Source organism: Actinomadura sp. 9N407, assembly GCF_044326315.1.
In the GTDB taxonomy this organism is placed as follows: Bacteria; Actinomycetota; Actinomycetes; order Streptosporangiales; family Streptosporangiaceae; genus Spirillospora.
This window is the reverse complement of record NZ_JBIRAW010000002.1, coordinates 148609-171617: the sequence shown is the minus strand read 5'-3', so window position 1 is coordinate 171617 and position 23009 is coordinate 148609. Positions and strand designations below refer to the sequence as shown.

Annotated in this window: 17 protein-coding genes and 1 pseudogene; 9 read left to right on the top strand and 9 right to left on the bottom strand. The window is 68.9% G+C overall.

Annotated elements, in window-relative coordinates; translation table 11 throughout:
* Positions 1 to 9: 9 nt before the first annotated feature.
* Positions 10 to 1848, top strand: a complete 1839-nt coding sequence (locus ACH34Q_RS03490) for a phosphoenolpyruvate carboxykinase (GTP) (RefSeq protein ID WP_395981621.1) — start codon at positions 10 to 12, stop codon at positions 1846 to 1848.
* A 165-nt stretch (positions 1849 to 2013) separates the two neighbouring features.
* Here ACH34Q_RS03490 and ACH34Q_RS03485 read toward each other — a convergent pair whose 3' ends face one another.
* On the bottom strand, positions 2014 to 2949 hold the full coding sequence (locus ACH34Q_RS03485) for a GNAT family N-acetyltransferase (RefSeq protein ID WP_395981242.1): 936 nt from the start codon (positions 2947 to 2949) through the stop codon (positions 2014 to 2016).
* Positions 2950 to 3132: 183 nt separating this feature from the next.
* Here ACH34Q_RS03485 and soxR point away from each other — a divergent pair.
* Positions 3133 to 3600: pseudogene (gene soxR, locus ACH34Q_RS03480) on the top strand (redox-sensitive transcriptional activator SoxR); the annotation flags it as partial.
* Between the two features lie 267 nt (positions 3601 to 3867).
* Here the strand turns inward: soxR and ACH34Q_RS03475 are convergent.
* Positions 3868 to 6294: a glycoside hydrolase family 65 protein gene (locus ACH34Q_RS03475; RefSeq protein ID WP_395981241.1), complete on the bottom strand. Its 2427-nt coding sequence runs from the start codon at positions 6292 to 6294 to the stop codon at positions 3868 to 3870.
* Entirely contained in the window at positions 6291 to 7094 is an 804-nt protein-coding gene (locus tag ACH34Q_RS03470; protein ID WP_395981240.1) for an HAD family hydrolase, read from the bottom strand. Before ACH34Q_RS03470 ends, ACH34Q_RS03475 begins: the two co-directional genes overlap by 4 nt.
* 441 nt (positions 7095 to 7535) lie before the next feature.
* Here ACH34Q_RS03470 and gndA point away from each other — a divergent pair, with 441 nt between their 5' ends.
* The 3 genes from gndA to ACH34Q_RS03455 all read left to right on the top strand — a co-directional run bounded on the left by gndA (position 7536) and on the right by ACH34Q_RS03455 (position 12550).
* Positions 7536 to 8960, top strand: a complete 1425-nt coding sequence (gene gndA / locus ACH34Q_RS03465) for an NADP-dependent phosphogluconate dehydrogenase (protein WP_395981239.1) — start codon at positions 7536 to 7538, stop codon at positions 8958 to 8960.
* A gap of 126 nt (positions 8961 to 9086) precedes the next feature.
* A complete protein-coding gene (locus tag ACH34Q_RS03460; RefSeq protein WP_395981238.1) occupies positions 9087 to 11591 on the top strand; it encodes a DEAD/DEAH box helicase in 2505 nt (834 codons plus the stop codon).
* A 158-nt stretch (positions 11592 to 11749) separates the two neighbouring features.
* Complete coding sequence (locus tag ACH34Q_RS03455) at positions 11750 to 12550, top strand: carbon-nitrogen hydrolase family protein (protein ID WP_395981237.1); 801 nt, start codon at positions 11750 to 11752, stop codon at positions 12548 to 12550.
* A gap of 256 nt (positions 12551 to 12806) precedes the next feature.
* Here the strand turns inward: ACH34Q_RS03455 and ACH34Q_RS03450 are convergent, their stop codons facing one another.
* Positions 12807 to 13310, bottom strand: a complete 504-nt coding sequence (locus ACH34Q_RS03450; RefSeq protein WP_395981236.1) for a cupin domain-containing protein — start codon at positions 13308 to 13310, stop codon at positions 12807 to 12809.
* Positions 13311 to 13366: 56 nt separating this feature from the next.
* Between ACH34Q_RS03450 and ACH34Q_RS03445 the strand changes: the two genes are divergently transcribed.
* Positions 13367 to 15700, top strand: coding sequence for a DUF4132 domain-containing protein (locus ACH34Q_RS03445; protein WP_395981235.1), 2334 nt, complete (start codon positions 13367 to 13369; stop codon positions 15698 to 15700).
* Positions 15701 to 16037: 337 nt separating this feature from the next.
* Here ACH34Q_RS03445 and ACH34Q_RS03440 read toward each other — a convergent pair whose 3' ends face one another.
* Together ACH34Q_RS03440 and ACH34Q_RS03435 are read right to left on the bottom strand one after the other, a co-directional pair.
* Positions 16038 to 16526, bottom strand: coding sequence for a DinB family protein (locus ACH34Q_RS03440; RefSeq protein ID WP_395981234.1), 489 nt, complete (start codon positions 16524 to 16526; stop codon positions 16038 to 16040).
* A 55-nt stretch (positions 16527 to 16581) separates the two neighbouring features.
* Positions 16582 to 17232: a class I SAM-dependent methyltransferase gene (locus tag ACH34Q_RS03435; RefSeq protein ID WP_395981233.1), complete on the bottom strand. Its 651-nt coding sequence runs from the start codon at positions 17230 to 17232 to the stop codon at positions 16582 to 16584.
* Positions 17233 to 17325: 93 nt separating this feature from the next.
* On the opposite strand from ACH34Q_RS03435, the gene ACH34Q_RS03430 reads away from it, so the two are divergent.
* Positions 17326 to 17991: a helix-turn-helix domain-containing protein gene (locus ACH34Q_RS03430; protein ID WP_395981232.1), complete on the top strand. Its 666-nt coding sequence runs from the start codon at positions 17326 to 17328 to the stop codon at positions 17989 to 17991.
* A gap of 564 nt (positions 17992 to 18555) precedes the next feature.
* The gene (locus ACH34Q_RS03425) at positions 18556 to 19395 is read left to right on the top strand and encodes a hypothetical protein (protein ID WP_395981231.1); all 840 of its coding nucleotides are present in this window, start codon (positions 18556 to 18558) and stop codon (positions 19393 to 19395) included.
* Between the two features lie 20 nt (positions 19396 to 19415).
* On the opposite strand, the gene ACH34Q_RS03420 is transcribed toward ACH34Q_RS03425, so the two are convergent.
* Positions 19416 to 19919 carry a hypothetical protein gene (locus ACH34Q_RS03420; RefSeq protein ID WP_395981230.1) on the bottom strand — a complete coding sequence of 168 codons (504 nt, stop codon included), beginning with the start codon at positions 19917 to 19919 and terminating at the stop codon, positions 19416 to 19418.
* A gap of 182 nt (positions 19920 to 20101) precedes the next feature.
* Positions 20102 to 20839, bottom strand: a complete 738-nt coding sequence (locus ACH34Q_RS03415; protein ID WP_395981229.1) for a class I SAM-dependent DNA methyltransferase — start codon at positions 20837 to 20839, stop codon at positions 20102 to 20104.
* Positions 20840 to 21125: 286 nt separating this feature from the next.
* On the opposite strand from ACH34Q_RS03415, the gene ACH34Q_RS03410 reads away from it, so the two are divergent.
* Positions 21126 to 21731 (top strand): hypothetical protein, encoded by a 606-nt coding sequence (locus tag ACH34Q_RS03410; protein ID WP_395981228.1) that lies wholly within the window; start codon positions 21126 to 21128, stop codon positions 21729 to 21731.
* Positions 21732 to 21737: 6 nt separating this feature from the next.
* Here ACH34Q_RS03410 and ACH34Q_RS03405 read toward each other — a convergent pair whose 3' ends face one another.
* Positions 21738 to 22370, bottom strand: a complete 633-nt coding sequence (locus tag ACH34Q_RS03405; RefSeq protein WP_395981227.1) for a LysE family translocator — start codon at positions 22368 to 22370, stop codon at positions 21738 to 21740.
* Between the last annotated feature and the right edge of the window lie 639 nt (positions 22371 to 23009).

Below are 23009 nucleotides of genomic sequence, written 5' to 3'. Positions count from 1 at the left end.
CTGAAGGAGTTGCCCGTGTCCAACCAGGTCACTGCGTCGTCGGCCCCAGGCCGCGACCAGGCCCCCACCAGTCACACCGCGCTGATTGACTGGGTGCGCGGGATCGCCGAGCTGACCCAGCCGGACCGAATCGAATGGTGCGACGGGTCCGAGGCCGAATGGGAGCGCCTCACCGGCCTCCTCGTGGAGCAGGGCACGCTGAAACGCCTCAATCCCGAGAAACGGCCCAACAGCTTCTACGCCGCGTCCGACCCCACCGACGTCGCGCGAGTAGAGGACCGCACGTTCATCTGCTCCGAAAAGGAAGAGGACGCCGGTCCCACTAACCACTGGACCGCGCCCGCCGAGATGCACGAGACCCTCGGCAAGCTCTTCAAGGGGTGCATGAAGGGCCGCACCATGTACGTGGTGCCGTTCTGCATGGGGCCGCTCGGCGGCAACATCTCCCAGCTCGGCGTGGAGATCACCGACTCGGCCTACGTCGCCGTCTCGATGAAGATCATGACGCGGATGGGCGCCGGGGCGCTGCGGCTCATCGAGGAGCGCGGCTCGTTCGTCAAGGCCGTGCACTCGGTCGGCGCGCCGCTGGAGCCCGGCCAGGCCGACGTGCCGTGGCCGTGCAACTCCACCAAGTACATCACGCACTTCCCCGAGACCCGCGAGATCTGGTCGTACGGGTCCGGCTACGGCGGCAACGCGCTGCTGGGCAAGAAGTGCTACGCGCTGCGGATCGCCTCCACGATGGCCCGGGACGAGGGCTGGATGGCCGAGCACATGCTCGTCCTCAAGCTCACCCCGCCCACCGGCGAGACCCGCTACGTCGCCGCCGCGTTCCCGTCCGCCTGCGGCAAGACCAACCTCGCCATGCTCCAGCCGACCATTCCCGGCTGGAAGGTCGAGACGATCGGCGACGACATCGCCTGGATGCGGTTCGGCGAGGACGGCCGGCTCTACGCGATCAACCCCGAGGCCGGGTTCTTCGGCGTCGCGCCCGGCACCGGTGACTCCACCAACGCCAACGCGGTCAAGACCCTGTGGGGCAACAGCATCTTCACCAACGTCGCGCTCACCGACGATGGCGACGTGTGGTGGGAGGGGCTGACGGACGAGGCGCCGGCGCACCTGACCGACTGGAAGGGCAACGACTGGACGCCCCAGTCCGAGACCCCCGCCGCGCACCCGAACGCCCGCTTCACCACGCCGGCCGGCCAGTGCCCGATCATCGCCGACGAGTGGGAGGACCCCAAGGGCGTCCCGATCTCGGCGATCCTGTTCGGCGGCCGCCGGGCCAGCGCGGTGCCGCTGGTCACCGAGTCCTTCGACTGGCAGCAGGGCGTGTTCCTCGGCGCCAACGTGGCCTCCGAGAAGACCGCCGCGGCCGAGGGCAAGGTCGGCGAGCTGCGCCGCGACCCGTTCGCCATGCTGCCGTTCTGCGGCTACAACATGGGCGACTACTTCGGCCACTGGCTGAAGATCGGCAAGTCGACCGAGGCCGAGAAGCTGCCCCGGATCTACTACGTCAACTGGTTCCGCAAGAACGCCGACGGCAAGTTCATCTGGCCCGGCTTCGGCGAGAACAGCCGCGTGCTCAAGTGGATCGTGGAGCGCCTCAACGGGCAGGCCGACGCCGTCAAGTCCCCGATCGGCCACCTGCCGACCAAGGACGCCCTGGACACCGACGGCCTGGAGCTCGCCGACGCCGACCTGGAGACCCTGCTCACGGTCGACACCGAGGTCTGGAAGCAGGAGGCGGCGCTGGTGCCCGAGCACTTCAACACCTTCGGCGACCACCTGCCCAAGGAGCTGTGGGACGAGTACAACGCCCTGGTGAACCGCCTGGGCCACTAGCCGTGCTCTTAAAAACCCGGCCCAGGTAACGCGCTCGCGCGGTGGCCGAGCCACTTTGAGACCGGGCTAGCCCCGCCGGAGAGCACACGGCAGCAAGAACGTCTGAACACCTGAAGCGGGCCGCGCCAATGTCGTCGCGGCCCGCTCACACGTTCCGGGCAAGGATCACCGGACGAAGTCGACGTTGCGCCCCGTACGGCGGAAGCCCAGGGAACGGTACGTGGCGCGCGCCGACGGGTAGGCCTCGTCTCCCCGGGCCGCGACCCGCGCCGTCTCCATGCCGAGCCCCCGGGCGGTGTGCAGAGCCCCGAGGATGGCGGCGCTGGCCAAGCCGAGCCGCCGGTGGCCGGGATCGGTCCCGACCGGCTCCAGGACTGCCTCGCGGTTGTGCTCGTCCGGCCACACCAGACAGAACGCGACCGGCGTACCGTCGGAGGCCTCGACCAGCCAGTCCAGGTCCGTCCGGTACGGCCAGATGCCCATCATCCGCGCGTAGGACGCCTCGGTGACCTTGGACGGCGCGTCCGGGCGCGAGAACGCCGCCCGGTGCGCCGCCGCCCTGACCGCCGCGTCCCGCTCGTCCCGTACGGGACGCAGCGTGTAACCGGCGGGCACCACAGGCTCCGGCAGCCCGGCCAGGTCACGGCGCAGATGGATGAAGAACGGGTCCTCGTCGTGGTGCCCCTCCTCGTCTCCCGTCCCCGTCTCCTCCCGGTAGCCATGCCGCCGAAGCGCGTCGATGAGATCCGTCTCGGCGTCCAGCACCGTGACGGTACGTCGGTCGCCCTGGGCGGTCTCGTCGAACCACCGCAGGATCTCGTCCACCAGTTCCGGGTAGGCGGGATCGTGATGCAGGCTGAGCTCGGCGGGGCGGTCCACCCACGCCCACGCGGCGATCTCGCCATCGCGTTCCCACAGGGCGGTCGGCAGTGACGGATCGCGGTCGAGATCCTCGGGAGCCCGGCCGGGAGCGGCCGGCGGGAGGGTCGCGTAGCGGTACCAGACGAGCTCGCCGATATGCCAGCGCGCGTCCCGGGGCCCGAGGCGCTGGGTGAGGGCCTGCATCGCGCGCAGATCGGACGTTCCGGAGTAGAGGCGCATGAGGGGACGTTAATTGATCTTCATCCGAAACACCCCCGATTCCGGCGGTCCCGACTCGTGCAGCCTGGCTCGTGTAGCCCGACTCGTGCCGCCTGGCGAGTGCCGCCCGACTCGTGTAGCCCGACTCGTGCCCCCGCCGACAGTAACCTCAACCCTGCTTGAGGATCGGGTAGGGTGCCTCGCATGACGCGCTTGGAATACAGGGTGCACGAGCTGACCGTGGGTCAACTCGCCGAACGCAGCGGGGTCGCGGTGTCCGCCCTGCACTTCTACGAGGCCAAGGGGCTGATCAGCAGCCGACGTACGGCCGGCAACCAGCGCCGGTTCGCCCGCGACACGTTGCGCCGGGTCTCGTTCATCAAGATCTCGCAGCGGGTCGGGATCCCGCTGAGCCAGATCAAGGACGCCCTCGGCACGCTGCCCGAGGGCCGGACGCCCACCGTCGACGACTGGGCGCGGCTGTCGGAGACCTGGCGCACCGATCTCGACACCCGGATCGCCCAGCTGGAACGGCTCCGCGACGATCTCACCGGCTGCATCGGCTGCGGCTGCCTGTCGATCAAGAGTTGCGCGCTCGCCAACCCCTACGACCGGCTCGGCGACGAGGGCCCAGGCCCCCGCCGCCTCATGGTCGAATGCACCCGCAAGGACCCGGACGGGAGCAACCGGACCGCCGGGAGCACCGGGGACGCCGGGGACGCCGAGAGCACCGGGAACGAGGCGGACTGCGGCGACCCGTGCGCCCCGACCGCGAAGGAGCCCCTGCAACGCAGCGCTGGCTAAAACCCAGCGCTCGCTAACCCCAGCGCCAGCGCTCGCTAACCCAGCGCTCGCTAAGTCCAGCGCTCGCTAAACGAACTCAGCGCGCTTGAATGAGCGCCGCCGGCTGAGAGAGCGCCGCCTGCCTGGGGGAGTGGCTCAGGGGATGGTCCTGGGCGATGGTGTGTCGCGCATGTGCGGATCGGACCGGCGTGGGGACGGCTCGCGGCCCGGCGGCTGGCTGGGCCGAGGCGTGGGCGACAGTGGCTTGATCGGACGTTCGGCCGGCTCGTCGCCCAGCATGAACTCCTCCCCGTGGTGCCGCAGCTTGAGTCCGGGTCCCTCGCGCAGCTCGTACACGGCGCTCTCCGGCCGGATGATCACCCGGATCCGGTTGTCCCGGTACCGCATCCGGAACGCCAGCCGGCTGATCCCCTCGGGCAGCCGGGGCGAGAACGACAGGCACCCGTCCGCCGCGCGCATCCCGCCGAAACCGGCCACCACGCCGCTCCACGCCCCGGCCATCGAGGCGATGTGGAGCCCGTCGCGGGTGTTGCGGGCCAGGTCGTGCAGGTCCATCAGCGCGGTCTCGCCCAGGTAGTCGTGGGCCAGGTCCAGCTGCCCCACCTCCGCCGCGATCACGGCCTGGCTCTGCGCCGACAGCGAGGAGTCCCGTACGGTCAGGGCCTCGTAGTACTCGAAGTTGCGGCGCTTCTGCTCGGGCGTGAACGCCTCTCCGCACAGGTGCATGGCCAGCACCAGGTCCGACTGCTTGATGACCTGCTTGCGGTAGAGATCGAAGTACGGGAAGTTCAGCAGCAGCGGGTAATGCTCGGACTTGGTCCCCGCGAAGTCCCACTTGGCGTGGTTGGTGAAGCCCTCGCTCTGCGGATGCACGCCCAGCCGCTGGTCGTACGGCACCAGCATGGCCGCCGCCGCGTTCCGCCAGGAGGCGGCCTCATCGGTGCTCACGCCGAGCTGTTCGGCCAGGTCGGGATGGCGCATCGCCATCGTCGCGGCCTCCTGCAGGTTCCGGCGCGCCATCAGGTTGGTGTAGACGTTGTTGTCGGCGATCGCGCTGTACTCGTCCGGCCCGGTGACGCCGTCGATCCGGAAGACGCCCTCCACGTCGTGGTGGCCGAGACCGCGCCACAGCCGGGCCGTCTCCACCATCAGCCGCAGCCCGACCTCGCGCTCGAACCGCTCGTCCTGCGTGGCGTCCACGTACCGCACCACCGCGTCCGCGATGTCGGCGTTGATGTGGAACGCGGCCGTCCCTGCGGGCCAGTAGCCCGAGCACTCCTGGCCCCGGATCGTCCGCCAGGGGAACGTGGCCCCCGCCAGCCCGAGCTGCTTCGCGCGCTCGCAGGCCATCGGCAGCGTCATGTGCCGCCAGGCCAGCGCGTCGGACGCGGCGGACGGATGGGTGTAGGTCAGTACCGGCAGGACGAACGTCTCGGTGTCCCAGAACGTGTGCCCGTCGTAGCCGGGCCCGGTCAGGCCCTTGGCGGGGATCATCCGGCGTTCGGCCCGCGCCCCTGCCTGCAGGACGTGGAAGAGCCCGAACCGCACGGCCTGCTGGATCTCGGCGTCGCCGTCGATCTCCACGTCCGCGCCGCGCCAGAAGTCGTGCAGGTAGTCGTTCTGCTGCTTGAGCAGGCCGTCCCAGCCGGTGTGCCGGGCGGCGGCCAGCGCCGCCACCACCTGGTCGTGCAGGGCGGGCCGGGACCGCCGCGACGACCAGCCGTACGCGATGTACTTGGTGATCCGCAGCTTCTGGCCCGGCTCCAGCTGCGTCGCCACCGTCACCCGGCCGACGTCGGGCGAGCTCTCCGCGTCCACCGCCATCCGGCCCGGGCCCTCGATGTCGTGGGCCATCCCGGCGGCCATCCGCAGCCCGCTCTTCTTCGTGGCGTGCACCAGGATGACCTTGGTGCCGTTGTGTACATGCTCCTCGCTCACCAGCGGACTGCCCAGCGCGGCCGCCACCCGCGGATCGTCGCCGAGATCGGGCAGCGTCTCGTTGGCCACCAGCTCCGACTGCACCACGATCCGGACGGACTCGTCCACCGGCTCGACCTCGTAGCAGATCGCCGCGATCGCCCGCTGGGTCAGCGACACGATCCTGGTCGAGGTGATCCGGACCCGGTCCTCGGCCGGCGAGCTCCACTCCACCCGCCGGGTCAGCGTCCCGGCCCGCATGTCCAGGACCCGCTCGTGCTTGTGCAGCCGCCCGTACCGTACGTCGAACGGCTCGTCGTCCACCAGCAGCCGGATCAGCTTGCCGTTGGTGACGTTGATGACCGTCTGCCCGGACTCCGGATAGCCGTACCCGGCCTCGGCGTAGGGCAGCGGGCGCTGCTCGTAGAAGGAGTTGAGATAGGTGCCGGGCAGGCCATGCGGCTCGCCCTCGTCCAGGTTGCCGCGCAGCCCCACATGCCCGTTCGACAGAGCGAACACCGACTCGCCCTGCGGCAGCCGGTCCATCCGCAGTTCCGGCTCTCGGACGCACCACGGATCCACCGCGTACACCGGCCGGTCCGTGGTACCCGGGCTCGAGACGTCCTGCACGTCCCGCTCCGTCATCGTGTCTCCTCGTCGTCGGAGGCGTGCTCGTCTTGGGAGGAGAGGTCTTCGGGGGTGAGCAATTCGGAAAGGTCGTCCACCACCACGTCCGCGCCGCGCTCGACGAGTGCCGCCGCGTGCCGGACGTCGATCCGGTTGACCCCGACCACGTACCCGAACCCGCCGGCCCGGCCCGCCTCCACGCCCGCCAGCGCGTCCTCGAAGACCACCGCATGCTCGGGTGCCACGCCGAGGGCCTCGGCGCCCGCGATGAACATGTCGGGTGCCGGCTTGCCGGGCAGGTCCCGCTCGGCGGCGATCACACCGTCGATCCGGGCCTCGAACAGGTCGGTGATCCCCACCGTCCGCAGCACCTGGACGGTGTTGGCGCTGGACGACACCACGGCCGTCTTCAGCCCGGCGTCCCGCGCCTTCCGCACGTAGTCGATCGATCCCTCGAACGTCTCCACGCCCTGTTCCTCGATCAGCTTCAGCACCAGCGCGTTCTTGCGGCTGCCCAGGCCCCGTACGGTCTCCGCCTCGGGCGGGTCGTCCGGTGACCCCTCGGGCAACTCGATGCCACGCGACAGCAGGAACGAGCGCGTGCCGTCCTCGCGCCGCTTGCCGTCCACATAGGCCGCGTAGTCCGTGACCGGATCGAACGGCACGAAGGCCTCGCCCGTACGTTCGCGGTCCGTACGTTCGCGCAGGTACCCGTCGAACATCTCCTTCCACGCCGCCGCGTGCACCGCCGCGGTACGGGTCAGTACCCCATCGAGGTCGAACAGGCAGGCCTCGGCCTTCTCCGGCAATCCCAGCATCGCTCCCCTTCTCGTGGCACTGCGCTGTCTGTACCGGCCAATGCGTAACTGGCCAGTGCGTACAGGCGACACTGCGTAACAGTGACGCCGGTGTTCAGTGACGCCGGTGTTCAAGTGACGCCGGTGTTCAAGTGTCACTGTGTCAAGTAACGCCGTGTTCAAGTAATGCCGTGTTCGAGCAACAGTGTGTGTACAAGTAACGCTGTGTGTACAAGTAACGCTATGTGTTCGTGTGACCATGTGTTTTGGTGGAGATACGCGTGCGATCTCCACCATCTGTGCCGTTCCCTCCCGGAACAAGGGCATGCACCGGCGCGTCCTCCGAACGAGACGGCAAGTCCCGAACGAGACTGCGTGAGCCGAACGAGAGAGCTCACTCGAACAACACCGCGTTGCCCCTCGTACAACGGGGGTAGGGCCTGAACCAAGGAGGACTTCCACATGGACAAGGCGCGCATCGGTGTCACCGGGCTTGCGGTCATGGGCCGCAATCTCGCCCGCAACCTGGCCAGGCACGGCCATCCCGTCGCCGTGCACAACCGCACCCCGGCCCGTACGAAGGCCCTGGTGGAGGAGTTCGGCGACGAGGGCACCTTCGTCCCGGCCGAACGGCCCGAGGACTTCGTGGCGGCGCTGGAGCGGCCGCGCCGGCTGGTGATCATGGTGAAGGCCGGCGATCCCACCGACGCGGTGATCGACGAGTACGCCCCGCTGCTCGAGCCCGGCGACATGATCGTCGACGGCGGCAACGCCCACTACCTGGACACCCGGCGCCGCGAGGCCGCCCTGCGCGAGCGCGGCCTGCACTTCGTCGGTACCGGCGTGTCCGGCGGCGAGGAGGGCGCCCTGAACGGCCCGAGCATCATGCCCGGCGGCTCGCCCGAGTCGTACGAGGCGCTCGGTCCCCTGCTGGAGGACATCTCCGCCCACGTGGACGGCACGCCGTGCTGCGCCCATGTCGGCCCCGACGGCGCCGGGCATTTCGTCAAGATGGTGCACAACGGCATCGAGTACGCCGACATGCAGCTGATCGCCGAGTCGTACGACCTGCTCCGCCACGGCGCGGGCCTGGCCCCGGCCGAGATCGCCGAGGTCTTCCGCACCTGGAACACCGGCCGGCTCGAGTCGTACCTGATCGAGATCACCGCCGAGGTCCTGGCGCACACCGATTCCGCCACCGGCAAGCCGTTCGTGGACATCGTGCTGGACCAGGCCGAGCAGAAGGGCACCGGCCGCTGGACCGTACAGACGGCGCTTGACCTGGGAGTTCCGGTCGGAGGCATCGCCGAGGCCGTGTTCGCCCGCTCGGTCTCCGGCCACGCTGCCCTGCGCGAGGCGTCCCAGAACCTCCCCGGCCCGTCCCGTACCCGGGTGGACGACTCGGGCTTCGCCGACGCCGTCGAGCAGGCCCTGTACGCCTCCAAGATCGTCGCGTACGCGCAGGGCTTCCACCAGATCCAGGCCGGCAGCGCCGAGTACGGCTGGAACATCGACCCCGGTGCCATGGCCACGATCTGGCGCGGCGGCTGCATCATCCGCGCCCGCTTCCTGGACCGGATCCGCGCCGCGTACGAGGCCGACCCGTCGACCCCCACCCTGCTGACCGACGACCACTTCGCCGAGGCCCTCGGCAACGCCCAGGACGCCTGGCGCAACGTCGTCGCCACCTCTGCCCGCCTGGGCATCCCGGCGCCGGGCTTCTCCACGGCCCTCGCGTACTACGACTCCCTGCGGGCCCAGCGCTTGCCCGCCGCCCTCACCCAGGGCCAGCGCGACTTCTTCGGTGCCCATACCTACCGCCGTACCGACCGCGAAGGCTCGTTCCACACCCTCTGGGGAGGCGACCGCACCGAGATCACCGGCTGACGGGTCCGGACTCGCAGAGATTCGGGGCCCACCGGCCGGGCCGGGCCCGGGGCGGCCTTGGTACGGGCAGCGCCGGTACAGGCAGCGTTGGTACGCGCAGTGCGCGATCAGGGGCAGGATGGAGGGGTGAACCTCATCGATCTGCTCCCCTCCGGTACCGACGCCGATCCCGACTCGACGTACGAGGCGTTCGAGCGATGGGTGTCCGGGCAAGGGATCACGCTGTACCCGGCGCAGGAGGAGGCGCTGATCGAGGCCGTCTCCGGGGCGAACGTGATCCTTTCCACGCCGACCGGGTCGGGCAAGAGCCTGGTGGCGGCGGGGGCGCTGTTCGCGAGCCTGGGGCGTGATCAGGTCGGGTTCTACACGGCGCCGATCAAGGCGCTGGTGTCGGAGAAGTTCTTCGACCTGTGCGAGATGTTCGGGCGCGAGAACGTCGGGATGATGACCGGTGACGCCAGCGTCAACTCCGATGCCCCGATCATCTGCTGTACGGCCGAGGTCCTGGCCAACATGGCGCTGCGGGACGGCGCCGACGCCGATGTCGGCCTGGTGGTCATGGACGAGTTCCACTTCTACGCCGAGCCCGAGCGCGGCTGGGCATGGCAGATCCCGATCCTGGAGCTGCCGAAGACCCAGTTCGTGCTGATGTCGGCGACGCTGGGTGACGTCGAGTTCTTCCAGAAGGACCTGACCCGGCGCACCGGGCGGCCCACGGCTCTGGTGACCTCGGCCGAACGCCCCGTACCGCTGATCTACGACTACCGCGTCACGCCCCTGCACGAGACGATCGAGGAGCTGCTGGGCGAGCAAAAGGCGCCGGTCTACCTGGTGCACTTCACCCAGGCGGCGGCGATCGAGCGGGCGCAGTCGCTGATGAGCGTCAACGTCTGCACCAAGGAGGAGAAGGCGCGGATCTCCGAGCTGATCGGCGGATTCCGGTTCACCACCAAGTTCGGGCGCAACCTCTCGCGGTTCGTCCGGCACGGGATCGGGGTCCATCACGCCGGGATGCTGCCCAAGTACCGACGCCTGGTCGAACGGCTCGCGCAGGCCGGGCTGCTCAAGGTCATCTGCGGTACGGACACGCTGGGCGTCGGGGTGAACGTCCCGATCCGTACGGTGGTGTTCACGGCGCTGAGCAAGTACGACGGGCACCGCGTCCGGCGGCTGCGGGCCCGGGAGTTCCACCAGATCGCCGGACGTGCGGGCCGGGCCGGGTTCGACGTCGTCGGGTACGTCGTGGCGCAGGCCCCCGAGCATGTGGTCGAGAACGAGAAGGCCCTGGCCAAGGCGGGCGACGACCCCAAGAAGCGGCGCAAGGTCCAGCGCAAGAAGGCCCCCGAGGGCTTCGTCGGCTGGGACGAGGAGACGTTCGTCAAGCTCCAGACGGCCGAGCCGGAGATGCTGCGGTCCCGGTTCCAGGTCAGCCACGCGATGCTGCTGTCGGTGATCGCCCGTCCCGGCAACGCGTACCAGGCGATGAAGCGGCTGCTGACCGACAGCCACGAGGACCGCCCGGCGCAGCGAAGGCACATCTCCCGGGCGATCGCGATCTACCGGTCGCTGCTGGCCGGGGGAGTCGTGGAGGTCCTGGACGAGCCGGACGAGAAGGGCCGGTACGCCCGGATCACCGTGGATCTCCAGGAGGACTTCCAGCTCAACCAGCCGCTGTCGACGTTCGCGCTGGCCACGTTCGAGATCCTGGACCCCGGGTCGCCCTCGTACGCGCTGGACGTCCTGTCGGTGATCGAGGCGACCCTGGACGATCCGCGCCAGATCGTCGCGGCCCAGCTCAACAAGGCGCGCGGCGAGGCCGTCCAGGAGATGAAGTCCGAGGGCATCGAGTACGAGGAGCGGATGGAGCTGCTCCAGGACGTCGACTACCCCAAGCCCCTGGAAGAGGAGCTGGAGGCCGCGTACGAGATCTACCGCGCGGGCCACCCGTGGGTCGGCGACCACCCGCTGCGCCCCAAGTCGATCGTCCGCGACATGTACGAGCGGGCGATGACGTTCGTCGAGTACATCGGCTACTACGAGCTGGCGCGCGGCGAGGGCCTGGTGCTGCGCTACCTGTCGGGCGCGTACAAGGCACTGCAGCAGACCGTGCCGGAGTCGATCAAGAACGATGATCTGATCGACCTGATCGAGTGGCTGGGCGAGCTGGTCCGCCAGGTCGACTCCAGCCTGCTGGACGAGTGGGAGCAGCTGGCCAACCCGTCCGCCGATCCTGACGAGGTGATCGAGGAGCGGATCACCAGGGTCACCGCGAACGGCCGCGCGTTCCGCGTCCTGGTACGCAACGCGCTGTTCCGCCGGGTGGAGCTGGCCGCGCTCGGGCGGTACTGGGACCTCGGCGAGCTGGACCCCGAGCTCGGCACGGACGGCTGGCGGGAGGCGATGGCGGGCTACTGGGAGGAGTACGACGAGCTCATGACCGGCCCCGACGCGCGCGGCCCCAAGCTGCTCCAGATCGAAGAGGTCCCCGAGGACGCCCTCTGGCGGGTCCGCCAGGTCTTCGACGACCCCGAGGGCCACCACGACTGGGGCGTCACCGCCGAGGTCGACCTGACAGGCTCCGACGAGGCGGGCGAAGCCGTCCTCAAGGTCACCGGAGTGAACCGCCTCTGAGCCCTGCGCACACTGAGCCTTCCGAACGCTCTGGGCCCTGCCCACTCTGAGCCCTGTGCGCATCCAGAGCCCTGCGCATCCTGGGTGCGATCGGGTGAGTCGTACGGCCTTGGGTGGGTTCTATAGGCTCGGGTCAGGCCGTCGACGAGGAGGGTGACATGGTGCAGGTCGCCGTCGCGCAGTTCGCGCCCGGGCTGGACAAGGAACGCAACCTGGCCGAGGCCGGCCGGCTGGTCGCGGAGGCGGCGGAACGCGGCGCCCGGCTCGTGATCCTTCCCGAGTACGCGATGTTCACCGCGCCCAAGATGGACGAGCGGTTCGTGGAGTCCGCCGAATCCCTCGACGGCCCGTTCGTCAAGGGCCTGTCCGAGCTGGCCACCGCGCACGGAACGTACATCGTGGCCGGGATCAACCAGACCGTGGACGAGCCCGGCCGCATCGCCAACACGCTCGTCGCCGTCGCCCCGTCCGGTGAGATCGTCGCCCGTTACGGCAAGGTGCATTTGTACGACGCGTTCGGCTACAAGGAGTCGGACCTGGTACGCGCCGGGAAGATCGGGACGCCGGAGACGTTCGACGTGGACGGCGTCACGTTCGGGATGCAGACCTGCTACGACGTGCGCTTTCCCGAGGTGACCCGCCACCTGGTGGACGCCGGGATGGACGTCCTCGCGCTGCCCGCCGCCTGGGTACCGGGGCCGCTCAAGGAGGACCACTGGCGGACCCTCGTCCGGGCCCGCGCCATCGAGAACACGATCTACGTCGCCGCCGCCGACCAGAGCGCGCCCACCGGTGCCGGCAACAGCATGATCGTCGACCCCATGGGCGTCACCGTGGCCTCCCTGGGCGAAGGCACCGGCATTGCGACCGGCGAGATCTCACCCGAGCGCATCGCCGAGGTCCGCAAGAAGAACCCGGCCCTGGACCTGCGCCGCTTCACCGTGACTCCGTGTTCATAAGACCCGGCCCACAGTGCTCGCCTGGCGGCTGTGTTCATAAGACCCGGCCCACAGTGCTCGCCTGGCGGCTGTGTTCATAAGACCCGGCCCACAGTGCTCGCCTGGCGGCTCGCACCGTGACCGTGCCTTGTGCGAGCGCGGCATCGCTTCGCGATCTGGCCGGTGAGACTCGCCTTCGGCTTCGCCTCTCCGGCCAGGTAGCGCGCTCGCGCGGTGGCGGATGCCACCTTGAGACAGGCGCAATTTGAGACAGGCGCTAGACCATGTACTGGTCGTGCCGCCGGTACAGCTCGGTCCACTCCTCGTCGGACGGTTTCCGTCCAGTCGCGGCGATCTCGGCCAGTTCCTCGAAGTAGGCCTCGCGCGGCGCCCCGGGTGCGAACAGCAGGAGCATCGACGCCGGCTCTCCCGACTCGTTCCGGAAGGCGTGGATCCCGCCCTCGGGAACGTGCAGGTAGTCGCCCGTCATCGCGTCGACCCACGCATTCCCGTCGTACAGCCGTACCGTCCCCGACAGGATGAAGAACGACTCGGTGATCGTCCGGTGGAAGTGCGGGCTCGGCCCGGACGGCCGTGCCGCCATGTCCCACCGGTAGAGCCCGAACTTCCCATCGGTCGAGCCGCCCGTGCCCAGGTAGTGGACCTGCGTTCCGACCACTCCGCCCGGTGCCACCACCAGGTCGGGCGGTGTGTCCGCCCGCCGAAGCACGCCGCTGGTCTCGCCGTTCTCGCCGAAATAGCGAGCTTCCGGATATGACATGACGATCAGAGTAGAGCAGCGGTGAGCTGTCGCAGGGTGCCCCTACGGTGTACGCCATGAATGATCATCCCCCCGTCCTACCCGCCACCGGCGCGCTTCCACGGGTACTCGCCGATCCGCCATGGCTGCGAGCACCGAAGAAGGACCGGCCCAAGGACGCCCTGCCCAAGGAGGCGTTGCCCAAGGACGCGCTGGCGACCCTCGTTCCCGGGCTGGAGCCGCCCTGTGGTGAGCGTCCGCTGATCTGGGAGCCCGGAGAACGAGACCGCTGGATCGAGAAGGCGTCCTTCATGCTCTTCGTCGACCGCACCCATGACGACCCATGGTGGGACGGGGCCCATGAACGGTTCCTGTCCGGCGAGATGGACATCAAGCAGCAGGCCAGGGAGCTCGTGCTGGGGCCTGAACACCTCTTCGGCGATCTGCTGCCCCTCTTCCTGGAACGGGTGGACGAGCCGGGCCGCTGGAGCGGGATCCAGCTCGACGACCTCGACGATTACCAGGTGATGCCGCTCGTGGCGTGGTTCGGGCACCAGGTACTGGACGTGGCGTACCGCGTAGCCAAGCGCCGGCCCGCCGACCATGGCGAGACCCTGCTCCCGTTCCTCGACGCCGAGGTGGCGCGGCTCATGGCCGACTGGCTGGTGCGCCTGAAGTCGGCACAGGAGGTCAGCCGGGCGTGGTTCGCCAGGCACGGCGCTACGGCGGTGCCGTACCTCGTACCGGACGCGCTCGGCGAGCGGCGCGCGCCCCGCGACAAGGCCAGGGCCGCGCTGCACCTGATCGCGTCGGAGGCCGGTGTGGACGAGGTCGCCGAGGCCGCTCGCGTTCACGGCGATCCGGCCGCCGGTACGGTGGCGGAGCTGCTGGCGTCCGAGGTGCCGGTCGAGAGACCCGGGACCGTGCCACGCTCGAAACCGTCCAAGATCCCCGCGTGGCTGGACGTGGAGGCCCTGCCCCGCCCGCTGCTGCGGGACGGCGGGACCGCGCTGCCGCCGGCGGCGGTCGGCCACCTCGTCACCGTCCTCGGTATGTCGGCGGACGTTCCGTACCCGGGCCTGGACGAGGTACGGGAGAAGTGCGCCCCGGACTCGCTCGCGGACTTCGCCTGGGCCCTGTTCCAGGCGTGGCGCGACGCGGGCGAACCGAACGGCGGCGGCTGGTTGATCGCCCAGCTCGGATGGCTCGGCGACGACGCGACGGCGCGGCGCCTCACGCCCGTGATCCGGGAGTGGCCGGGCAAGGGAAGCCATGCCAAAGCCACTCGCGGCGTGGGCGCACTGGCGGAGATCGGCACCGATGTCGCGCTGATCCTGCTCAGCGCCATGGCCCGCAAGAACAGGTACCAGGGGCTGCAGGGACAGGCCCAGGAGAAGATCGAAGAGGTGGCCCGCAGGCGGGGCCTCAGCCCGGACCGGCTGGCCGACCGCCTCGTCCCTGACTTCGGACTTGACGCCCAAGGCGGCATGGTCCTGGACTACGGCCCCCGCCGCTTCCTCTCCGGTTTCGACGAGCAGCTCAAGCCATTCGTGACGGACGAAGCCGGCCGGCGGCTCAGGACCCTGCCCAAGCCAGGTGCCAAGGACGACCCAGAACTGGCGCCCGCCGCCCACCGGCGCTTCGCAGCGCTGAAGAAGGACGTGCGCGCCGTCGCCGCCGACCAGATCCTGCGCCTGGAATCGGCCATGGTGACCGGCCGCCGGTGGACGCCGGACGAGTTCCGGACCTTCTTCGTCCACCACCCGCTGCTGCGCCACCTCGCCCGCCGACTGGTCTGGACGACCGGCGGCCGTTCCTTCCGCATCGCCGAGGACCTCACGTTCGCCGATGCCACCGACGACCCCTTCGACCTCCCGGACGCAGTCGGAGTCGCCGGCGAGATCGGGGCCGGAGCCGAGGCCGGCGTCGGCGTTGCGCATCCGCTGGACCTGGACGTGAAGGCGTGGTCGGATACGTTCGCGGACTACGAGATCCTCCAGCCCTTCCCGCAACTCGCCCGCCCCGTACACGAACTCACGGACACGGAACGGGTTGCCCGGCGGCTGGAACGGTTCCAGGGCATCACCGTCCCGTTCGGTGCGATCCTGGCGCTGACGCAACGAGACTGGGAACGAGGCGTCCCGCAGGACAGCGGCGTCGAACCGGGCATCTCCCGTCCCTTCGGCGACGGCCTGCACGTCCTGGTCGACCTGGAACCCGGCATCGCCGCCGGTTCCCCGGACGCCTTCGCCGGGCAGAAACTCGTGCAGATCCGCATCGCCGAGACCCTCGACCATTGGTGGGAACTGGACCTCGACGGCGACTCGCACCGCTTCGGCGAACTGGATCCGGTCACCGCCTCGGAGATCCTCGCCGACCTCACCGAACTAGCCGCCCGCGCTGACCGGTAGCCGCACCCATCGTCCCTCGAACCCACCGCGGGGACTTCAACGCAGCCAGGACTTCAACGCAGCCAGGACTTCAACACCGCCAGGACTTCAACACCGCCAGGACTTCAACACCGCCAGGACTTCAACACCGCCAGGACCTCACGCCTAGGCGGTGGGGCGGACGACCAGTTCGTTCACATCGGCGTCCGCCATGGCTCGATACCAGCCGCATCCTCGCCACTGCTGGACCTGGCGTTCCAGCCGACCGCGCGCCAAACCTGCACAAAGAACTCCCGGACACCAAGTCCCAACACAGCGAACCCAAGCACGGTGCTGCGCGAGGTTCGGTCCGGACGGTTCAGCGGCCCGTGGTTCCGTCCAGGAGTTCGCGCAGGATGTCGGCGTGGCCGGCATGACGTCCCGTTTCCTCGATCATGTGCGTGAGCGCCCACCGCAGGGACGGTCCTTCCGGCCGGGACGCCGGGCGGGCGACGGTGGCGGTCAGGTCGGGGACGGCGCGGACGACCATGTTCGACCGGGCGGCAGCGTCGCGGTAGGCGGCCAGGACGTCCTCGACCGCGTCGCCGGGAGCCGCGGTGAGGGTGGCCTGCCAGTCGGCGACCTGCTCGCCGAGGAACAGGGAACGCTCCACGTGGGCAAGGTGGTTGACCAGACCCAGCAGGTTGGTGCCCGACGCGACACCGGGCGTGCGGACCTGCGGCTCCGGCACGCCCTCGACCTTGGCCGCCATGCAGGCGCGCAAGTAGTCGAGGAAGCCGAGCAGTACATCCTTCTCCGAGGTGCCGGTGCTCGGCGGCGGCAGGTCACGGCGGCGGGTGGACCTCATGAAAGTGCCCTTCTGTGTGAACGGTTGAGCAGGCGGGTGAGACGGGTCGTGCTGCTCAGCCGGTGGTCCGGCGGATCAGCAGGACGTGGTCGACGACCTCGGCGGTCCGACCGTCCGGCCCGGAGGCGATCCGTCGCGGCGAGGCCGCCCTTTCGATCGACCAGCCGTCCGGCTCCAGGGCGAGGTCGGCGGCGATCTCGTGCGGTGTGGGGTGCGAAGGGTCGTGGTCCTGGTTCCACGACCACGGGGCGATCGATCCGTGGTCGACGACCAGCAGCCGTCCGCCCGGTGTCAGCGCCCGCGCCGCGGTCCGCAGCACCTGCGTGCGCGGCAGGTCGAACGGCGACTGAAGGTACAGGGCGGTCACCAGGTCGAAGCGGCCTTCGGGAAAGCCGACGGCCAGGTCGTGCCGCTCGGCATGGACGAGGTCACCGAGCCCGCGTTCGCGAGCCGCGTCGGCGACCCGTGCCGTGGCCGTGCCGGAAACGTCGACGGCGGTCACTCGCCAGCCCGCACCGGCCAGCCAGAGCGTGTCCCCACCGGCGCCGCAGCCCAGGTCCAGTGCGGTCGCCGGCGCGAGACCGGTGGCGATCTCCACCAGCAGGGGATTCACCCGGCGCCCGGTGGCCCCATCACGGGAGCTGTAGTGCTCTTCCCAGAAGCGGCCCGCGTCGGAGTGCACCTCGGGAGTGGTCTTTTCGGTCATGGACGGTGCTCCTCATCGGACGTAGTGAGACGAGACTGCCCGTGCACTGGCCGAAATTGCACGAAAACTTGCTGTATCGGCATGATGCTGACCATGGACGCCGACCCGAACGACCCGAACGACCCGAACGACCTGGAGGGCGTGCTCGACGCCGTCGGCCCGCGACTGCGCGCGCTGCGTCGGCAGCGCCGGATCACCCTGGCCGAGCTGGCCGAGACCACGGGGATCTCAGAGAGCACGCTGTCCCGGCTGGAGGGCGGCCGGCGCCGCGCCAACCTGGAACTGCTGCTCCCGCTGGCTCGCGTCTATGGCGTCCCGCTGGACGACCTCGTGGGCGCCCCACCCACCGGCGACCCCCGCGTCCACCTCAAGCCGCTTCACCGGCACGGCATGACGTTCATTCCGCTGTCCCGTAGGCCGGGCGGGATGCAGGCGTTCAAGATGCTCATCCCCGGCCGGGACGCCCCGGCCGAACCGACACCGCAGACGCACGAGGGGTTCGAGTGGCTGTACGTCCTCAATGGACGGCTGCGGCTGGTCCTCGGCGATCAGGACCTCGTGCTGCCGCCCGGCCAGGCCGCGGAGTTCGACACCCGACTCCCGCACTTCCTGGGCAGCGCCGACGGCAGAGCGGTCGAGTTGCTGATCCTCTTCAGCCGACAGGGCGAACGCGCGCACATCAGGGCACGCACTGCGGCGACCAGCGCCAGTGCCGGGGCCTCCAGGAGCACCAGCCCCACCCCGAACACCGCCCGATAACCGAACCGGGCCACCAGCCGGTAGGTTCCATGACCTCCATATGTGCCCCGTAGGCAACGCCACCGACGAGGTTGTCCGCGGGACGTTCGCCCTCCCAGACATCAATTCGCAGGCCCCCACGACCCCGGGCCCCGGTGCCCCCGCGACCGGCGACACGCGACCCCTCGACTTCGTGCCCCGCCCCCATGACTTCGTCGCGACTCCGTGATACGTCGGCTCCATTGCGACGTGGGGCTAAGGCGAGCCCGACCGTACCGAACGAGCCGGATGGTCAGCGCGCGGGTATTCCGTCTCGAACACGCTGTGACCGCGGTGATTTAACCGGCCGTGTGCTCAAGGCCACCTTCTTGGTCGGTCTGGACGAAGACAGGTATGGCTGTCCGACCACTGCGGTATCTTTTCTTTCTCTTCCAAGGTCATCCGGGTAATGCGGAGGTTTTCGTCATGTACGGCCAGGTGCCGAATCAGCCGGGTCAACAGGGGCAACCGGGGCAGCAGTACGGGCCGCCTCCGCCGGTAGGGCCTCCCGCACCTCGGCGTTCGAAGAGGCCCCCGTGGTGGGCATTGCTCATCGTCGCCTTGGGGGCCGTCACAGTCCTGTCGCTTGTGGGTTTCGTGCTATTGGAACTGCAGTCGCCCAGTTTGAGCGGCCCTCTGAAAGCCGAACAGTGTGTCGGCGCGCGCTTTGAAGTGGGCGCGAAGAGCAACACCATTCCCGCCAGCCTGCGGGTGGCCTGTGAGGACCCCAAGGCCAAGGCCAAGGTGGTGAAGATAACCCGCGAGGGGAAGCGCTCGTCGTTTCAGGTCAACGCCACCTCCAGCCCGGACTGTCCCGACGGCGCCGACGGGGTCACGCACGTCAGTCTCAAGACCGGTGACGCCGAATACTGGGAAGCGTGCGTACGCAACCTCAAGGGTCCGCACCCGGGTGACCCCGGCGCAGGCGGGGCCATGATCTCCACGGGAGACTGCGTCGGCGGTGCCACCGTGGGCTTCGGCCGCGAGGAGCCGTGTTCCGGTTCCGACTGGTACGGCAAGGTGATCTCCCGTGCCGATTCGCCCGAGGAGTGCCCCGCCCCGCAGACGCTGGAGACCATGACGCTGAAGTCCTTCAGCGGGGGCGCGCCGGAACGACCGGTGCTGTGCCTGGGACGAGGTGGCGGAGTCATCGGCGCGGGCGACTGCATTCAGGACCCGTCGTTCGCGTTCGGGGGCCTGAAGAAGGCCAACTGCGGCACCGATGATGCGATCGCCAAGGTGGAGGCCCGGGTGAAGACGAAGCAGGAGTGCCCCTCCACCGCGACCCATTTCCTGGAGAGTGAAGAGGCACTGCTCAAGGTGATGTGCCTGAAGAAGCTCCGCGATACCCCGCTCGAACGGCTTGAGTCACTCGTAGGCTCCTGACCCCGCCTCGGCGGACATAATCAGGGCAAAAATCTGCACTGGGATGTTTCAGGTGGACGTTTCGGGGCCGTTTGGTACGGGCGGGGGATGCGGGTCAGGCGAGCGATAGGGATTTCGCCGCCCCGCCTAATCCGGTGACGTTCCTGGATGGACGAGCGCTTGAGTAGTCGTTCGAGTAGGGCGGCGCGTTCGGGGTCGTGGGTCAGGACGGTGACGTCGACCGGCACGTCCTTGCCCATGATTTCGGCGGTCACCGAGGTCGAGGCGCGGAGCTTTACCGACAGACCGGTACCGGCTTCAGAGTCAATGACCTCGGAGTCAACGACTATGAGGTCATCCCCATCGGCGAGAAAACCCGCCATCACGGTGTCGCCCAAGGGCGTGGACGGCCCCGTGATCGTCAGTAACACCGCCGATATGCCGTGGAAGCGATAGAGGACCACACGTCCCCGGGAAGCAGAGAACACCGCCTTGTTGACCCAGCCGATAACGGTCAGCGTTGCCATGTCGACGGCCTGACGCATGACGCTGTCCCTAGCTGGTCGGGGCGTCCGGCGAGCGAACGGGCCGGGCGGAACGGGATGGATGGAAGGCGCTGGATGAGAGGCACTGGGGGCAGACGCGGGTGGAAGGGGGCGGTGGAAAGGACGAAGGGCTGATCCACCACCAGTACCCGTTCAGTCGTGAACGGGTACTGGTGCTCGGGTCAGGAGGGCTTCTCCCAGATGGAGATGTGCTGACGGCTTTCGCTCGTGAAAGCGCGGCGCGTCCACCCGTCCCAACGCTCGCGCCGCCGCAGTCCCGCGAGCTGGGCCATCAGGTCGAGTTCCGCAGGCCACACGTACCTGAAAGGGATGGAGGTGTAGTCGCCACGGCCGTCCGTGACTTCCACGTAGTTCGAGCTCATCGCCTGTGTGGCGACATCGTAGACATCGAACGCCCATTGCGTCGGACTCGTATGGAACGGCACGACGTCCTGGCCGGGCGGCAGCCTTCGAAGATCGGGGACCCCGACCTCGATGACGAAACAGCCGCCGGGCTCGAGATGCGCCGCGACGTTGCGGAAGCACGCCACCTGAGCGTCCTGCGTCGTCAGATTCATGATCGTGTTGAAGACCAGATACGCGACGGCGAACGTTCCGTCGACCCTGGTCGTCGCGAAGTCGCCGATCGTCACCCCGATCGCGTCGCTTCCCGGCTTGGCACGCAACCGGGCGACCATCGCCCGAGACAGGTCGATGCCGTGGACCGGGACGCCGCGGCGCGCCAGCGGCAAGGCGATGCGTCCAGTGCCGATGCCCAGTTCCAGGGCCCGGCCGCCGCCGGCGAGTTCTGCCAGAACGTCGACGGCGGCGTCTACGGCGTCCTCCTGGAACATGTCGGCCGAGGACTCGTCGTAGGATGCCGCGATTCGTTCTCCGAAGTAGCCATCCGGATCGTCCATCGCTGGACCGTACCTCTGAAGATTTCCGCGACGCCAGCGCATCGTGTGGCTCCGGACGATCGTGTGCCTCTGGACGGTTGTGCGGCGCCAGGTGACAGTGAGCGGCGGGGCTGGGTCAGGTCGGAACTCGGCCCGGGTCTGGAACGTTCGAAGAGGGCGCGGCCGGGGCATGGCCGCCGAATCCGTCAGGGTTTGAACCGAAATTCATCGGGAGCCCGCCGTCATCCCGGATGTGATCGCTAGCATGCCCTGATCTGGGTGAGATGGGGCGATAGTGGGACATGTCTTGGCGCGGTTGAGCGGCTTCGGGTTGACCCTGGTGCCGGTCTGGCCCTACGGCTTCCAGCGGGTCGAGGGCCGGCCCGACGCCGTGACCGTGTCCCACTTCGGGAAGGACCCGGCGCGGGCCGTGACCGTGTCGGCCGATCAGAAATCGTTCGTTCTGAAGGATGCCGAATCCCCGGAGGAGGTCGTGGACGTGCTCGAAGGCCCCGACGAGCGGGTCTGGCGGATCGAGACCGGGCCGTTCACGGTGCGGTGGCCGGAACGCTTCGAGATCTCCTCCCAGCCGGCGGGCGACTCGACGCCGTTCTACTTGCACGGAGCGAAGGGAGCGCTGATCTACCCTCAGGGCCCGCTCCACCCTGCCGAGGTGCCTGCCGATTTCACTGCGCCGGGGCAAACGGTCGTCCATAAGGAAAGCGGCTCGAGCGTCGAGACAATTGAACTCACTTACCGGCATGACGGCGCCGAGTGGTTCCAATCCCACCATCTCGTGCCGTTGGGCCGCCGGGTGCTCATCATCACCGCACAGTGCCCCGCCGCCGATGCCGCGACGACGCTTCGCGCGGTGGAGACCGTGGCTCGGAGCGTGACCGTACGGAACGGGTGAGCCGGGTCAGTTTTCGGCGGCGAGTGCCACTCCGAGGCCGATGAATATGCTTCCCGTCGCGGCGTCGACCCGGCGCCGCATCTTCTTGCTGCCGCGTAGCCATCCGCCGATCCGTCCGGCGAGGACGCCGACCGTCCCATCGGCGACGAACTCCAGGACGATCACGACGGCGCCGAGGATGGCGAACTGGATCCACACCGGCCCCAGCCCAGGGTCGACGAACTGCGGCAGGAAGGCGACCGTGAATGTGATCGTCTGCGGGTTGGCCATGGTGGACACCAGGCCGTTGGCATAGGCCCGGCGGCCCGACAATCCATTGCCCGTGACGAGTTCATCGGCCTGGCCGTCCTTGCGGCGGCGGATCAACTGGACTCCGAGGTAGATCAGGTAGGCCGCGCCTACGATCCGTACCACCGTGAACGCGACCGGGGCCGCCGTCAGAAGAGCGGCCAGGCCCCCGGCCGCGACAGCGATGTAGATCGCGTCGCCCGTGATCACCCCCGCGGTGGCCAGCAGACCGGCGCGCGCGCCGCCCCGCAGACCGCAGCCGAGAACGAACAGCATGTCCGGCCCTGGGGTGATCATGGCGACGATCGTGGTCAGCGTGAACACCACGAGAAGGTGCTGGTCGATCGGCATCCGGTGATCATGACACCCGCTGCCCGGCCCGGGCCAGCGCATTGTCACCGCAGGACGTGAAGCACAGCCCAGCGGGACAGGAACGTACTGATGCCGGCCGACAGAATGCGCGCTGTGCGTGGTCAGACAAGTCGCCTGTAGCCCGCACCATCGAACGGTATGAGGCCGTGAAGAAGCGTGTGTCAAAGGGCCGCACGCTCAAGGGCTCAGTTGCGAAGCTGGGACTACACCCGTGCGGCGCTACCCACGCACCACCGGCCTGGACGAGATGCTCGCCGCCGTGACCCCGAGCCCGGTCCCGAGCTGAGCGGAGACCGGTTCCCGTCTGGGGCGACGATGTCCGCGACAGCGAGGTACCCGCTTTTGCCTAGGACGCTGACGGACTCGTCCACGATCTGTTCGCCGTCGCCGCCGGTTATCAGTGCCGTGGAACTTTGGCCTGGCCGAGGGACAGAACGACTGGGACAAGCTGCTCGAGGGGCAGAGATCGAGGGGCAGGGTACGGCCGAGTCAACTTCGATCTGCTTCGCTAGTGTCCCCTGCTGCCGAAGTGACCGCCCAACGTCACAAGGGCCGCGACAGAGCCGGCAAACGTGCAGAGGCGATCTGTCATCGGCGCTGCGGTTGCGGTCTGCAGTG